Source organism: Streptococcus ruminicola, assembly GCF_011387195.1.
GTDB classification, from domain to species: domain Bacteria; phylum Bacillota; class Bacilli; order Lactobacillales; family Streptococcaceae; genus Streptococcus; species Streptococcus ruminicola.
Window position 1 is genome coordinate 20,518 of the sequence record NZ_CP046920.1, and the last position, 17,038, is coordinate 37,555.

11 protein-coding genes are annotated in these 17,038 nt (G+C 31.1%); 8 read left to right on the forward strand and 3 right to left on the reverse strand.

The annotated features are described in order from the left end of the window. Window positions 1-380: 380 nt before the first annotated feature. Window positions 381-1,376 carry a tyrosine-type recombinase/integrase gene (locus GPZ88_RS09975; RefSeq protein WP_157328580.1) on the reverse strand — a complete coding sequence of 332 codons (996 nt, stop codon included), beginning with the start codon at window positions 1,374-1,376 and terminating at the stop codon, window positions 381-383. A 665-nt stretch (window positions 1,377-2,041) separates the two neighbouring features. Between GPZ88_RS09975 and GPZ88_RS09980 the strand changes: the two genes are divergently transcribed. The 8 genes from GPZ88_RS09980 (at window position 2,042) to GPZ88_RS10010 (ending at window position 15,089) form a co-directional block, all read left to right on the forward strand. Continuing rightward, entirely contained in the window at window positions 2,042-3,379 is a 1,338-nt protein-coding gene (locus GPZ88_RS09980) for a hypothetical protein (protein WP_157328582.1), read from the forward strand. Window positions 3,380-3,412: 33 nt separating this feature from the next. Continuing rightward, window positions 3,413-3,637: a hypothetical protein gene (locus tag GPZ88_RS10305; protein WP_157328584.1), complete on the forward strand. Its 225-nt coding sequence runs from the start codon at window positions 3,413-3,415 to the stop codon at window positions 3,635-3,637. 67 nt (window positions 3,638-3,704) lie between these two features. Next, window positions 3,705-5,120 carry an LPD1 domain-containing protein gene (locus GPZ88_RS09985; RefSeq protein ID WP_157328586.1) on the forward strand — a complete coding sequence of 472 codons (1,416 nt, stop codon included), beginning with the start codon at window positions 3,705-3,707 and terminating at the stop codon, window positions 5,118-5,120. A gap of 77 nt (window positions 5,121-5,197) precedes the next feature. After that, window positions 5,198-5,899 (forward strand): hypothetical protein, encoded by a 702-nt coding sequence (locus GPZ88_RS09990; protein ID WP_157328587.1) that lies wholly within the window; start codon window positions 5,198-5,200, stop codon window positions 5,897-5,899. A gap of 82 nt (window positions 5,900-5,981) precedes the next feature. Beyond that, window positions 5,982-7,499 (forward strand): Cas9 inhibitor AcrIIA9 family protein, encoded by a 1,518-nt coding sequence (locus tag GPZ88_RS09995; protein ID WP_157328589.1) that lies wholly within the window; start codon window positions 5,982-5,984, stop codon window positions 7,497-7,499. Next, window positions 7,499-8,869, forward strand: coding sequence for a PcfJ domain-containing protein (locus tag GPZ88_RS10000; protein ID WP_157328591.1), 1,371 nt, complete (start codon window positions 7,499-7,501; stop codon window positions 8,867-8,869). Before GPZ88_RS09995 ends, GPZ88_RS10000 begins: the two co-directional genes overlap by 1 nt. Window positions 8,870-8,933: 64 nt before the next feature. Further along, complete coding sequence (locus tag GPZ88_RS10005; RefSeq protein ID WP_157328593.1) at window positions 8,934-14,207, forward strand: SNF2-related protein; 5,274 nt, start codon at window positions 8,934-8,936, stop codon at window positions 14,205-14,207. A gap of 216 nt (window positions 14,208-14,423) precedes the next feature. Continuing rightward, window positions 14,424-15,089 carry a hypothetical protein gene (locus GPZ88_RS10010; RefSeq protein WP_157328595.1) on the forward strand — a complete coding sequence of 222 codons (666 nt, stop codon included), beginning with the start codon at window positions 14,424-14,426 and terminating at the stop codon, window positions 15,087-15,089. A gap of 208 nt (window positions 15,090-15,297) precedes the next feature. Here the strand turns inward: GPZ88_RS10010 and xerS are convergent, their stop codons facing one another. Then, the gene (xerS, locus tag GPZ88_RS10015; protein WP_157328597.1) at window positions 15,298-16,404 is read right to left on the reverse strand and encodes a tyrosine recombinase XerS; all 1,107 of its coding nucleotides are present in this window, start codon (window positions 16,402-16,404) and stop codon (window positions 15,298-15,300) included. A 25-nt stretch (window positions 16,405-16,429) separates the two neighbouring features. Then, complete coding sequence (locus tag GPZ88_RS10020) at window positions 16,430-16,753, reverse strand: hypothetical protein (RefSeq protein ID WP_157328599.1); 324 nt, start codon at window positions 16,751-16,753, stop codon at window positions 16,430-16,432. Between the last annotated feature and the right edge of the window lie 285 nt (window positions 16,754-17,038).

The window sequence follows — 17,038 nt, forward strand, 5'->3', positions numbered from 1 at the left end:
GTAGCTATATTTTTGAATGTTATTTTGATTCGAAATTGCTTTCATGAACTACTAAAAGAAAATGTAAAATTTATTTGGGCACTGTTTTGGTTTTTGGTAACATCTACTATTTTTCTTATTTCGTCAGGATATCATTTGTACAAAATTGTTACAGGAGTAAATAATGATCCATCTAAAATATTATTTATTCTCTACTTGCTATGTTTAGCTACCCAAGCATTTGTAGGTTATATCCACACAAAAAAATAAAGGAACTTCTAACTATATGTTAGTTCAGCTACCTATACCTATAAATAAATTTAAGTAAGAGCTATAATTTCAGGACAATTATACTTAATTGTCCTTTTTGTTTTATATCGATTTTAATGAATTCTTGAATATTATAAAATTTTTTCCAGTGCATTCAAATTTTTGAATCCTTGAATATCTTTAACAGCAGATAAATCATGAGTTTTTTCGTAAACAATATGCGCGTGACTTGCACGAAGTATAGTTGCTGAAATTGTTTGTGAACACGATTTGTTAATTAATTGGATAACAGTTGTGAAGAGATTTGTGCTTCCTCTTTTTTTCTGTTGATTTAAGAATAATGCTGCTTCGTTTTTTCCAACTACCCACCATTTTCTGCGATATTTTACGTAGTTAGTGATATAAGGAATGGTAAAGTCCAATAATTTAATAGTATGTTTGTGGTTATTCCTTGAAATTACAACCTCACCCTTTTTCATATTTATATCTGTAATGTTTAAACGAGCCATTTCTTCAACAGAAATTCCAGATCCAATAAGTAAAGCTATGATAGCTAAGTTACGTTCTTTATTTTTTTTCCAGTTATCAACCTTTTTTTGAGTTGAAAGTGTTAAAACAAAGGAGTTATCAATAAAATCTAACAGTTTTTTTGCTTCTTTTAGGTTTAGGTACTCTTTTTTAGGTTTATTACTAATAAGTTCGCTATTATTTTTAATCGCTTCATAGGTGTCGCTGTAAGCAACCTTCCATTCATTAATGGCATGTCGATAAAATAAAGGTTTTCCTCGCTCCAGTGAGAATGAATAAATAGTGAAATAGTTCCAAAAAACAGACAGTGTTGATAGCATAAATTTCATACTAGAAGCTTTTAAATGAGAATTTTTAATATAGAGCTGAATAATATCTAGTGGGAGGTCTTCAAGATCCTTTAAGGTTAATTCAACATAGGCAGTGTGTTTTTCTCTAGCATAAAATTTTAAGAATTTGTCTATTTCAACTAGACGTCTGTAAAAAGGGGTTGGAATATTATCTAATGAGTCATTGTGAAATAAGACATATTCTGACATAAAATTAGGCGCTTTTGAAAGTAATAGTTCAGTATTTTGGGTTGTAGTATTTTTAACCATTGAGAGAGGTCCTTTCTGAGTACGGTATTATAAGTCTTTAGGTTTATTTTATCACATCATTAGAAATCTATGATAGTAAAAAGTGATAGAATTTTCCTTGTTAATTGAAAAATAAATCGTTATAATAAGGTTGTAAAAATATTTTACATTTAGTTTACTTTTCGCTACGAAAGTAGAAGAACGGGTGTTCTTTAAAATTAGAATTCATTAGAGTAGCTAAATCAAGATGATTTACTAATGAATAAAGTAATTAAACGATACAAAATGTTCTTGAGCCAGAACGTATCGTTTCAACAAGGGCTTATGGATCTCAACGATTTTGTTGAATAATGTGTACAGGAACTCATGACATTGCATAGGACTAGCAAGGCGTAACTTATTGCACGGGGTGTAATAGGGTCTTGTCGAAAAACCGCTAAATGGAGATTTAGTTAGGGTCTTATGGCGACTAGAGGACTCTTTTTTTTAAAGGGAAATCGAGGTCGGCTTTTTGAGTACCTTTTTTTATTTTACAAAATCCTAAAATGTCTTGGAAAAAAGTCTAGCTGCAGTGGAGCGGTTAGTCTTTTTTTATGCAAGTGGCTAGAACGAATTGACAGGTGCCGAGGAAGTCTAGTCATTATTTAATGTTAAAAATAAGTAAGCGTAAAACGTTAGGAGAAATTATGGTAAAAACATTTAGAACAAAAGGTGGAAGCTTATGGTTGCGTGTAGATCATACTTTTCCATGCCCTATTTGTGGGAAAACTGATTGGTGCTGTGTAAATGAAAATCAAACTAAAGCAGTATGTATGCGTCAAATTGATAATACTAAACCAAGCTATATGGGTGGAACACTTTACGATTTGAAAAACTATCAAAAAGTTAATGTAAAAACCCTAGTAGTAAATCAAGGTGAGAAATTAGCACGCGCTAATGTACTTCATAAAGTATATAGTCTTGTTATTCAAACTTTGGGTTTATCTGATGAACACTTATATCAATTGATGAATAGAAGAGGTTTGTCACGAGAACAAATTCAATTGCGAGGATATGCTTCTGGTCAACCAGAAAATCTTAGAAAGCAAATTGAAAGTAGTAAAAAGGTTAAAAATAGTCCTGTTCCCCAAATTACAACGGTATGGGAAAAACTATTTTTAGCTAATGGTTTAGAAAAAGATGCTTGGAAAGGCGTTCCAGGTTTCTACTTTAGCGAAAAACAACAAGTTCCTATTTTTGAAACCCAAAGTGGACTTTTAATTCCATGGCGTAATGAGTGGGGGCAAATCGTTGGAATGCAAGTTAGAGTAGATGATGATAAGCGATATTATTCAGCAAGTTTTGATAGTAGCTATAGAAATCAATATAGAGTATCTATTCAAAACGTAGCAGAAGGCTTTAAATATAAAGTTTATCGTTTACCAGAATTTGAAGTATTTGCAGAGGGCGTAACTAAAGAAACAGAAGTTTCTTTAAATAGTGGTTTTCATTTTACAATTAAAAGCAGTCCCAAATACTTGTATGTTTCTTCAGGTAATAAACCAATGGGAACATCAGGTAACTCAGTACCTCACTATGCTTTTCCCGATGAAATCTTAGCTCAAGCAAGATTTGATAATTACGGGAACAGTCGAGTTTATTTAATGAACAAGATTGATAATATTATTATGACAGAAGGGTTATTAAAAGGTGATATTGTTGCTTCTTTAGCACCAGAATCACGCCTTAATAAATTAGGTTCTGTTTTAGTAATGGCAATGGCAGGTGTTAGCTCGTGGAAATACGTAGCCAAAGATATTGTGAAACATGGTTTTACAACCGCTTATCTCGCCTATGATCAAGATTTTGCAGATAATGACGCTGTTTACAAAAGTCTTTCTGATTGTTGTGACTATTTAGCACGTAAAAATGGTGTTTTGACTAGGATAATGCAATGGGACTTTGGTAAAGGACTCGATGATTATCTTTTGTCACCTAAATCAGAAACAGAAGAAATTCATTTGTGGAGAGCTAATATGGATTAAATCTATTTATAGAGTGATGTGGAGGAAAAATTTATGAGGTTGCCAATTGTTATCTTAATAGCATATGCTTTAATAGTGAGCGGAGCTTATTTATTAGTCCTATCGTTATTAGAGATGAATCGCATGGATAGACAAGTAAGTCAAGCACGCGCCAAAACTATTAAGATATTAGCATTAACTTCGTTTAATCTAATGACATTAGGAGGAGTAATTTATACTACCTCCCAAGTCTTTGTAAACGTCTTAGCAACAAAATAAAAAATAAGTAAGGATTTGGAAGGTTAGTTATTGTAGCTAGTCTTTTTTATTTATGGAGGAAAATATTATGGTAAATTTATTAGTTAAAGCAGCAGGTACTATTACAGAAAAGAAGATTACTTTTCCAAAATTAAAAGATACTGATTCATCAACTAGCATTTGTCGTAAAATGACGACTTATCTTAGTAAGGTCAGAGCAGTAGAGCACCAAACGTTTTCTATTGATGATTTAGTAGCAATGGTTCCATCAGAAACCGAAAAAGTTACAATTAACTTTAGAAGATTTAATGATGTAGATACTAATGTTCAAGAAGCGCTACAAAAATTAATTTGTTACAGTACAACTTTTGATGGTGGGCAAGAGGAGTTTGAAGAAATCACTGACAAAATTGTTGTTATGGTATATAGTCCAAAACCAGATAGTGGAATGAGGGAATTAAAGCCAACTTATTTTGCAATTTTTGATGATGTTTTGTTCAAATCAAAAAGTAAGCAAGATATGCAACGTTATAATTTTGGGCATCTTAATACAGTCTCATATGCAGTGGTTTCATTTAGCTTTTTTAGCTTAGTTACTGATTCAGACTATCCAGTAGATAAATATGCTAGTGCTGCTTGGTATATCAGTTTAGAGATTAGTGAATACATTAAACAAAATTATGATATTGCTAAAGCAACAGCACTCAATACTGCTTATTGTCGAATGACTCACAAGCAAATTGCTACTGTCTGTGACAATAAAATATATCAAGACGATGAGTTGAATAGAACAACTAGCTTTAATCAATTAGGATTTTGTAAATCAGAGATTGATACTGAGTATTATCAAGGTCTTAAATTTGATTATAATTTGTTCCGTTTAGTAGAGAGTGATTGGGAATCACTTTGTAATAGAGTACCACATAGTACTATTGAACCTGAATTGAAAGTACGCAAGTTAGGTAAACACCATGCAACTGGACTATATGTTCCTATGTTAAATATTTTAGCAATCGACGTTAGAGATTCATCTTCCTTTATTCATGAATATGGTCACTATTTAGATGATACATATGGAAGAGAAGAAGGAATGATTAGTAGTAATTCTGGAGCGTTTGCTAAGATTAGAAGTATGTATGCGACTAACCTTCTTGATTGCGCAATGGGGACGAATGAGTATGCTCATATTATTAAATCTTGGGACTACTATACGACACCAACAGAAATATTTGCGCGTGCCTTTGAACTTTGGGTACATTATACTATCGATGGTGATACTTGCTTAACAAAACAAACTGAAACATACAATAACCTAGCTGTTTATCAAGCATTTAAACCGATTTGTCAGCAAGTTTTTGATTATTTTGATGAACTCTTTAAGGATTTTAAAGATATTCAACCTGTCTATACAGTAAAACAATCAGAACCAATGACATATCATTTGGTATTTAAAGATGTTGAACCGACTAATGTTGGAGAACAGCTTTCGTTATTTGATTTTTAACTAAATTTACAATGAAAATGGAGAAATGTAAGAAGAGTAACGTTTGGTAACTCTTTTTTATTTATGGAGGAAAAATTATGCTTAACGAATTAAATACAGCTTTGAGAACTTTTAAAAATCAATCTGGAGAAATCCTTGCTATCTATGCTGATGACTCTTGCTCATGTGATAGTCCTATGGAATGGGGAACATTATTCCATTATTATACATGGCAGTCAGGTTACTATAGTATGCAAGAAAATGATTTTCGTAGTCCTGAAGACTGGATCAATTATGAATTAGAAAGTGACGATGCTTTCGACAAAATTCAAGAAAAATGTCTGGAAAAAGGTAAAGGAGTTGTAGAGTTTGCAAACGCTCTTTGTGACGCCCTTGATAAGGTCGGTATTATTGCTAAACCAATCCTTTGTTACGATCATTCAGATATTAAATATTATCTTGGTAATCATATTGATTACTGGGACGGAAGTGTCGTAGGTTTTGTGTGGCAAGAAAAGGAAGTTTTGCGTAACGAATTTAAGGTTAAACGCCTTAGTAAAAAATGTTGTGAACAAGCCTTTTCTATGGTAGAAGCAAGACTAGAAACTTATACATCATGGGCTAATGGATATGTCTACGGTTATCGACTATTTAATAAATTAGGAGAAGAAGTAGATAGTTGCTGGGGGTTCATTGGTAATATTTATGATGAACTCCTTAGCGATATTAAATCTTATGTTGACACTGATGATGATAAATTCATCGAATTTGAACCAGAAAACTTTAAACAAGCTGTATAATTTGAAACAAATAAAAAAGTAAAGTAATAAAAAAGCCGAGGTAACAAGTGTTACCTCACTTTTATTATATGGAGGAAGAAAAATGAATAATAGAAATGAAGAAGTAGTAAATAAAATAGAAGAAGCAGTAGCTAAAAGCGTGCAAGAAGATATCAAATGGGTTGTTGAATTTAACGAAAATGGTCATGGAGATATCGATATTCCAGATTTTTCAGGTCAAGAAGTGACACAAGAACTCTTAGATACAATCAAAGAGTATGACGAGCGTTTGCATTTATCATCACTTCGAGGCTACTTTAAATTCTATTTTGATAAAATGCAAGGAGAAGAAGTAGTCGATCATGAACGTCTTGACGTCGGTGACGGTTTAGAAGCTAACCAACGTGTTTACTCTAAGATTGAAAAAGATTTTTCTAAAAATAAAAGTGCAAACAATCACCAAATAATTGATGAAATGATTTCGGATATTACCAATGGTGAAATTTATTATTTGTGGCATGATGATCAACTTGAAAATTTAGGAGCTTCTGATGAAGCGTTATTGAATTTTTCTTTCCATCTACAAGGTTTAGATAATATTCAATATAATCAAAATGGTATTCATCTTTACGTTGCTGATTCTGCAAACGATGACGTTATAGGTTTCCTTTCAATCGATGGAAGTCCTATTGATTATGATACTATCGAAGATTACCTAGCAAAAAAAGATTTGTCATTTGATGAACAAGTGTCTCTGCTTAGAAATCTAAAAGTAGCAGTTGATGAGACTTGGGATAAAGTTACAAATTACTATAACGAACAATTTAATTCAATTGTTGCGCAGTATGGCTTATCTGAAGAAAAAAGTAATACTACAAAAGAAACTAGTAAAGTAACGGCTAAAGACTTTACAAAGGTTCTGGATGCTGTTTACAATGTTGGGGCTCAAATCGGTAAAATGAATCGTGATAATATCCCTGAGGAGTTTTATCCAGCTTGGGACAAATATTATGAGTATGCTGATACTTATAATAACGATTTTGATACCATTGTTAGGGCTGCAAGAGCAGACGATCTTTTTGATGAAGAATCTGATTTTTATAAAGAAGTATGGCTTCCAAAAATTCAGGAAAAACAACAAAAAGAAGTAGTAACTACATCAGATGAAAGCGAAATTACTGAATTTGATAAATTAGTAGCTTTTGATAAATTAACAGCAGAAGTAACAAGTGCAGGATATACTCCTGAATTAGAACGTATTCACAATTGGTTATGTGAGCAATCAGACGATTTAGAGTTGATTGCTGGAATTTTAAAGAGTGAACGTACACTGAATGGTGCACTTTCTTACTGTACTAAAAAAGTTGCTGAAAACTATCTAAAAAGTAATAAGAATCAAGCTGTTATAGTAGATGATGCAGTTGTTTATAATTGGATAAGAGAATACTTCATTAGTGATGATGAAGTAATTCAAGAGATTCAAGCTCCAAAAGCTGCAGTACAAGTACAGGTAACACCTTCAGTACAAAAAAATGTTTCTGAGAAAGTTCCTGTAAAAGATAAATCAGTTGTTGATGGACAATTAGATTTATTTGCTGACTTTGATGGGGGTGAAGAATAATGACTACAACACCTACTAATCAAAAAATTATCGACAATCATTTAAAAGCACCTAGAAAATTCTTTGATTGGGCATTTGGAAAATTTCCTATTTATGAGTGGTCTAACAAAGAAAGAAATATTCAATCTTCTGAACGTAAGACATTCTCTGAATGTATACATAAACGCTTAACCAAAAATACAAGTTTCAATTTTTACGCTAACAGAGATTACTTTATCTGGTTAGGGGCTACATCTAAAAGAATTGAAATTCAGACTTATAGAATTACACAGTATATTGCTGAAGGCAAAGAAAAATTTGATATTAAGTTATATAACTTTGAACAGTTTTCAAATGATAAACATATCAAATTAGGATATAAAAGTGGAGAATATTTTAACGGGTTATCAATGCTCGGAATCTTCAAAGGTCCTTATAGCGATTGTTGGGTATACAATGAAGATTCATTTATTCAACGATTACAATCTGTGTCTGAATTGAAATATGTTGACCTTAACACTATTTTCGCTCGTCGGTATAGTAGTGTAATAGGTGAATTACCCCGTATCTATAAATATCGTAATATACTTGAGTATGTTCAAAAAATTGGAGCGCGTGGGTTACAAAAAGACATTTTAGGAGATTGCTATTATGGTATTTCTTATAACTACCAGCACGCTGATATGCGACGTTTAACATTTAACTTTGTTAAGAAGCATAAATCGGTTTTTAAAAATAGTGATATAACTTTTGCTGAGGTAAGAACAAAACAAACTATCGAAGATAAGTTAGGAAAATGTATCGATGGATTTGAAAAGCTATTCTCTGAAGATGATTTAGACCTACTTCCTAGTTGTGTTAAGCCTATTAGATTTCAACATTGGGCGCTTCGTGAAGGTGTTTCAGCTGTTGACTATCGCGATTATATCAGATTAGTTACAGCTGTTGGATTAGAATTTAAGGGGGACTATTTAGTTATTCCTAAAAATTTTAAGCAAGCCCATGGTGAAGCGGTAGCAAACTATGAAGCTATGAATCTTGTAGAAAATAACAAAGAATATGCTAGTAGATTGAACGATCTAGTGAAATTGGAAACAACTATCGGTTGCTATAAATTTAAAGTTCCTAAACGCTTAGAAGAATTGAAGCAAGAGGGCAAAAGTCTTCATCATTGCGTTGGTACGTATGTTAAACGTCAACAACAAGGAGAAACTTCAATCTTTTTTGTAAGGAATATTAAAGCTCCTGATACACCTTTGTATACTTTAGAAATGCACAAGGGAAAGATTATCCAATTCCGAGCAGATCATAACCAGCAGGTCCCAACGGAAGCTTGGAATGCAGCACGTGCTTTTTTACAATTTGCTAATAAACAAAATATTTACTATTAAATAGGTAAGAATACGGAAGACTGATTTTTTCAGTCTTTTTGTATTTTATGGAGGAAATATAAAAATGGAGAATGTAAGAAATTTTAAAATAAGTAAAGATATAACTTTTCCACGCACTAATGTAGAGAAAATAGCAGCTAACCTAGAAGCCATTAGTTTAGTTAAAAAACTTGAACATAGTGGTAAACAAGCTACAAAAGCTGAGCAAGCAATTCTTGCACGTTATGTTGGGTGGGGAGGAATTAGTAACGATTTTTTTACGTTAAGCCGTTATGAAACAGAAAGAAAACAATTACAAGCATTAGTTAGCAAAGATGAATATAAATCATTAGAGGCAAGTTCTCTAACTGCATACTATACTGATCCTATGATTGCTTCAGAAATGTGGCAAACCTTATTGAATAATGGTTTTAAGGGTGGTAATATTCTGGATCCAGCAATGGGGACAGGGATATTCTTTGCAACTATGCCAGAAGAAATTAGAGCTAATTCAACCCTTTTTGGAATTGAATTAGATACAATTACAGGCGCTATAGCTAAACAATTGTTTCCAGAAGCTAATATTAAGATTCAAGGATTTGAAACGATTGAATTTCATGGAACACCTTTTGATTTAGTTATAACAAATGTTCCTTTTTCTGATATTAGAATATATGATAAAAAATATGGCGATAAGTCATATCTTATTCATGATTATTTTATTAGAAAATCTTTTGATGTTATTCAAAATAAAGGAATTGTCTCAGTTATCACATCTACGGGAACTGTAGATAAGCGCCAATCAATTTTAAGTGAGATTCAGGAATTATCAGCATTTTTGGGTGGTGTCAGACTGCCTAATAATGCTTTTAAAAAAATAGCAGGCACAGACGTTACAACAGATATTCTATATTTTCAAAAAGATTTAGATCATATTTGTATGTCGGATGATAAAATTTATTCACCAGCTGTTCGAAGTACTTTAGATAATGAGGGACGTATATTCATCAATCCATATTTTTTAAAGGAAAAAGATATCAGAAATAGTCAAGTATTAGGAGATTATGCTATTAAACATTTCAATGGTGCAACATTAACGTTGGCTCCTGAAAAAAATACTTCACTACAGTTACAACTTCATAATGCTTTAAATAATGTATCACCATTAAGCAAGTTTGAAAGTAACAGACAAGAAATTGTTATAGCTGATAATGATTTATCAAAAAGTGAAATTTTAAATGGTTTAAAAATCCGATTAAACGAATATGCCTGCGATGATTTAGGCAACATTTATTATCGAGATTCAAATGGAATACAGCAATCTACTCGTTCTGCCGAAATTACTTTCTACCAAAATAGCAATAAAAAAATTGTTAACTGGGAAAAAGATGAGAAAGCAGTAAATGAATTTCGAGATTCTTATCATAAAAACCCTAATATAGTTACCGATAAATATATTAGTGATACTCCTGTAATAAAGGGAGATAAAAAAGGCTTATATAAAGGAACTATCTTTTATGAAAAAGAATTACGGAAAAGTGAGAAAGAGCGCATTTGCGGAATGATTGCAATTAAAAATGTATACCAAAAAATTATTGATATTCAATCTACATCGCTCTTCTCAAATGATGAATTTGAACAATTACTTAAATTACTTAACAAAACATACGATAGTTTTGTGGAGAAATATGGATATATAAATTCACGAGTAAATTCAAGTTTATTTGAAAGAGATGATCGATATCCATTAATTGCTAGTCTAGAGGAAGAAGTTTTAGACGAAAATGATTCAACTAAAATAGTTTACAAAAAGTCAGAAGCTTTCACTAAGCCTTTAATCCGTCCTAAAAAGACTTATAAAAAGGTCTCTACAGCAATTGAAGCTCTAAATATAAGTCTTTCTGAAAAAGGAGATGTAGACTTAAATTTTATGCTATCGATTTATCCTTGTAGCGAAGAGCAACTTGTAGAAGAACTCGATGATAAAATAATGGTTAATATAAACAAATATTATCTTACTAATGTTGTCGCGTATAGTGTTAAAGAAGCCGTACTCTCTGGAGACGTGCTTACTAAAAAGAAGATGGTTGAAAAACTCCTAGAAAAAGGAGATACAGCCGCTGATTGGAAAAAATATTTAAAAAACTTAGACCAAGTCCTACCAGAACCGATCTTGATTTCAGAAATAAATTATAATTTAGGTTCTGTATGGATTCCAGAAAATGTAATTGGAATGTTTGTTTACCAAACATTTGGAGGAGAAAACGATGTTCAACTAGATAGTATATTAGCTAATCAAGTTATTTCAACTACACCTCTTGGACGTACGTTAAAAGGTGATTTTGTAAGAAAGATACGATATAGAGCTACCAATCTTCGTTTAGGTTTGAATTCTGGTCGCTACTCTGAAGGTCATGAGATATTATTATATCTTCTTAATTCAGATAAACCCAACATTATGAAAAATATTGGGACATCAGAAAAGCCCAAAAGGGTAATTGATGAAGTTGAAACAGCAAATTTACGTGAAGCGGAAAGAAAAATAGAAAATCTTTTCAAAAACTTTGTTGAAGAGCATGATGATGTAAAACGAGCAATCGAAAATGCTTACAACAATAAATTTAATAGCTATGTTCCACGTAAATATAATGGAGAACACTTAGTTATAGATGGCTTAATTAAAACAGCAAAACTAAGAACGCACCAATTAAATGCAGTTCAACGAATTATAGAAGATAAACGAGCACTATTAGCCCATGAAGTTGGAACTGGTAAAACATTAACAATGATTAGCGCTGGTTTCAAAATGAAGGATCTTGGATTGATTCATAAACCGCTTTATGTTGTTCCTTCAAGTTTGACAGCTCAATTTGGGCAAGAAATTATGCGCTTTTATCCTACCAGAAAAGTATTTGTCACAACTGAACGAGATTTCGAAAAATCTCGGAGAAAACTTTTCATTTCTCGTGTTGTATCCCATGATTATGATGCAATTGTTATAGGGCATAGTCAGTTTGAAAAGATTAAAGTATCCCAAAAGGAACAATGTAATTTCATTCAAGATAAAATCGCAAAATTGGAAGAAATCATTGAATATGCCAAAAAAAATAATGATCGAATTACTTTTAAAAAGGCTCAATCAATGGAAATTCATCTTCAAAAACGACTTGAAAAATTAACTAGCAATCTGAACAAACGAAGTGATAACTTCATCGATTTTAAATCATTGGGAATTGATATGCTTTTTGTAGATGAAGCACACAAGTTCAAAAATATCCATCCAGTGACAAGATTAGGCAATGTCGTTGGTATAAGTAGTACTACCGCTCAAAAAAATATTGATATGGAAATGAAAATACGTTCTATTCAACAAGAGCACAATGGTACTAATGTAGTATTTGCTACAGGAACACCTGTATCAAATTCTATTAGTGAAATGTACACAATGATGAATTACATTCAGCCAGATATTTTAAATAAACTTGAAATAGGTAATTTTGATGCTTGGGTTGGTGCCTTTGGAATTATTGAAAATAGCTTAGAATTAAGTCCAACGGGCAAATATGTTTCACGAAAAAGGTTCTCTAAATTTACTAATTTACCTGAACTACTGAAAATCTATAAGATCACAGCAGATATTCAAATGACTAAATCACTGCAACTACCTGTACCGGTAGAAAAGCGCATTGCGATTAAGAGTGAGATGACTTCTGCTCAAAAAGAATATCTACAAGAACTTGTAGAACGTTCAGAAAATGTAAAATCAGGAACTGTCAATCCAAGTGAAGATAATATGCTTAAAATCACTGGAGAAGCTAGGAAATTAGCGATTGACATGCGACTACTTGACGATACTATATATTCATCTAAAGATAGCAATAAATTACAACAAGTAGTTGAAAATGTTGTTAAAATTTACAAAGATGAAGAGTCTAATCGCGGAACACAGATGATTTTTTCAGATATAGGGACACCTAGCAAAAAAGGATTCAATCTATATCAAGAATTAAAAAGACTTTTAGTTTTTGGTGGAATTTCTAAAAATGAAATAGCTTTTATTCACGATGCAAAAAATAAAAAGGCACGTTTACAATTGCAGCGCAAAGTCAATGCAGGCGAAATAAGAATATTAATAGCCTCAACTGAAAAAGGTGGTACTGGACTTAATGTTCAACGTAGAATGAAGGCGGTCCATCACTTAGACGTCCCTTGGAAACCATCAGACTTTATACAAAGAAATGGTAGACTTATCCGACAAGGTAATATTTACGAGAATGTTCTGGTTTATTATTATATTACTACTGGATCATTTGATAATTATTTGTGGCAAATTCAAGAAAATAAGTTGAAATTTATTACACAAATTATGACCGATAAAGCACCAATTCGTATTGCTGATGATATTGATGAGCAAACCCTAACAGCTTCAGAATTTAAAGCTATAGCAACAGGAAATCCTTATATAAAATTAAAAATTGAAACTGATAATGAAGTGCAATTACTTAAAAAACAAAAGTCAGCTTGGATTTCTAATTACAGTATCTCAAAACGAAAATTTGAAACGGCTAAAGAAAGACTACTATTATCTAGAAATCGCTTAAAACGCTTAAAAGAAGATATTAAATTGAGCCAACAAACCCAGAAAAAAACATCTGAAAATAAATTTTCAATGTTCTTTCCTGAAAGTGGACAATTATATACCGATAAAGAACTTGCTGGGAATCAATTACACTATGAAATGCAAAATAATGTAGCAGTGCCTCAAACAATGCGTACCTTAGCGATTTATAGAGGATTTAAGCTACGAATGACATCTCTAACAAGCCAATATGTTAGCAATAAAATTATTCAACTAAAAATAGTTGGAGCTAATCAATATTCAGTAGATGTAGATTTTTCAAGTCCAAAAATTACGATTAGAAAAATCAATCAAGTATTAGATAATCTACTGACTCAGGCTAAAAAGATTGAAAAAAGCATCATGATTGACCAAATTACTGTTAATCGCGGTGTTACTAGTGCCAACTTCCCACAACAAGATAGACTAAACTATTTTTTAGCAAAGCAAAAGGTGATTTCACCATTAGTAGAAAATTCTGCAGATATTTCAGAAATAGAAGAAGCGCTTCAAAAATTTGAAAGTGAAAATTATTTTACTGACGATAACACTGCAGATGCTAACAGCTATACTGATGAAGAACTAGTAAAAGTTGAACTTAAAAAAGAAACAAAATTTATCAAAAAAGACATTTTTCAATTCTTAGATGAAGTTGATAAATTGTTAATAGATTTTGAAAATTTCTCTTGTAACAAGATTGTTAAACCAAACAATATAATTACAATTTTTGAATCCGTTTAACATTATATGACACAAAAAAGCTAACATTATTGTTGGCTTTTTTGTGTCATATAAAATATATAAGGCAACTATTCTAATAGTTAAAATTTGTCAAAATATTTTCAAAAATATCAATTTATTATCTACTTTATATAAATAATAGGTATCACTAGTTACTTGAAAAGTAACATTTAAAGTATTAAAATTAATAATAGGAAAAAATATAGGAGAAATATTGTGAAAGATAACATAGAAATTTATAGCATTAATTCTGAACAACTTGTGTTTAACCTTGAAAAATATAGAGATTCCGCCAAAACAGGTACTGTTAAAAATATTATTCAGAATATGATCTATGGAATTGGATTACACGGGATTCTAAGCGAATGTGAACTATTATCTAACAATCAATTAGTAGCAGAAAGATCTATTAAAAAGCACTTGTTAAACGACTTCAAAGATAGCAAAGTGGTCGATGATATCATGCTGAACTATTACAGATTATTGTTTTTCCCAATGTTCGCATCTGCTGAAAAGAAATTAAAAAAATACGTAGAATATAATGAAATGAATTTCAATAAGGCTAATTTTAAAGTAGCTTGTCGTTCATATTTAAATATTTTGCCCCACAAAATGATTCTTAACTTTATTTCCATTCCAGTTTTACTGACGTATTTTACAAGAGCAAACGACTTAGGTCACATTGCAAAAATTATTGGTAAAATAGTCAATCAGAAAGCAAACTTTGGCAAAATAGCTCCACACATTGGTCTTACACCAGAAATTATTGACGATCTTATCGAAAATAGTCTAATTAAATCAAAAATTGGTGTAAATAAAAAATTTATCTATGATTCTAAAAATAAATTAGGTATTACCTTTTTAAATGAATTTGAAGAATAATGATATTACAACTATTATCAATGTTACATGTATAATAAACATAATAATTATTATACTTATTACACTTATAATCAATATTACAACTATGACACATATCATAACTATTGAAATTGTCATACATATTATAGTTATGATATATGCTGAAGCTATATATAAAAGCTCTCCAAATATTATTTTGGAGAGCTTCTTTGATGTTAATAGAAATAACTTACAATTTACGTACTGCATCAGCTTGTTGATCATCTAATACATGTGCGTATGTCTGAACTAGATTTGAACTTTCAGAATGACCTAGTTGTTGTGCAGTAAGAATTGTATCTTTGGTAGAACTATATAACCTTGTTGCTAAAGTATGTCGTAATTTATGCGGAGTAACCCGAATTTTATATGCTTGAGAATATTTTGCAACTGTCCTTTCAATTGCTGCACCGCCAAGCCTTTTAACAGTTCCTGATTGGGTAGTCACAAATAGAGCTGTATCTTGTTGTGCCGTTTTATATCTCTTTTCACGAATTTCAAGATAACCTTCTAAATACTTTTTAGCAAATAAGGCTATTGGGACCGTATCTAATTTATCGCCCTTTCTTATAACGGAAACTGTCATTGTATTTAAATTTAAATCTTTCAAATCTATATTAACAGTTTCTGAAAGACGAATACCTGAAGCAAGCATTAAAGCAATAAATGCAAGATCACGTTCTTTATTTTTTCTATATGAAGATAATGCTCTCGGACTTAAATTAGCTTTAGCGACGTATCCTTCTGAGCTATTATCATCGTCTATAAATTCTAAAAATTTCTGAGTCTCATCTCCTAAAAATAATTTATCTTTAATAGCAGAAGCACGGGCAGAAAGAGTTGCTTTTCTATATTTAAAGGAAATCTTTTTCATGACATTGCGATAAAATAAAGGCTCACCGTCTTCATTTTCTGTTTCTTCAGTTAAATATTTCCATAAGCTAGAAAGAGCAGCATGACTACGTTTGATAGCAGTTTCAGACAACCCTTTAATTTGTTTTTTCTTATCTGTTGTATTCAGAAGTGGACGTTCCCTCAAAAAAACAAAGAAAGCCTGAGCATCCTTCAAGGAAAGATTCTCTAATTCTTCAATATCAATTTCAGAAATAGTAGAAGCGTGTGATATATCACTTTCAATTAACCATCTAAAAAAACGACGGTATTCATTTAAATATTCGTACAATGTCTTTTTACTGTATCTAGCAACATTCTTAGCAAAATAATAATCCTTAACATACCAAGGCATGATTTCTAATAAGGATTCTATATTATCTAAAACATTTGTCTCTGAAACCATTTTTTCTCCTTAACCAATAGTACCTTTATTTAAAATATTTCTGTACCCTTTTTAGACTTTTTATTTCATTATCGAAAATTTCATAAACTCTTTTTTTGGAGGTTTCTTTATCACCAAAAGAATAAATATAATGATCTACCTCATTTTTACCTTTTATAATTTTATCAACATTCTTCAAATAAATACTAAGATGTTCTAAACTTCCAGGCATAGCCCCTTCATTGAATAGCATTCCTCTGTGTTCGAAAACATTGTGATATTCTCTTACAAAAAATTGGGGAGTAGTAGAATCTAAAAATCTAATTGTCCATTTTGTTAAAGTAAGAAATTCTTTTTCTAAGTTTTTCATGATATCCTCTTAAATATTGTTAAAGTAGTAGCCGAATTAATCACTTTATGTTTAGTAACAAAATTCCCGTTTTTCTACTAAACATATCGATATAAATATAATATCAAATATTTGCGGGAATTTCCATTATTTTATGATTCGATTATGCTAATGATAAAAAGACACTAATTATTAAAAATTACAATATCAATAATCAAACTATCATAGCTTCAATTATAATTAAAAATAAAAAGGCTGATTACTCAACCTTTTTTGAATGACATATTATGGCATATAAACCTCAAT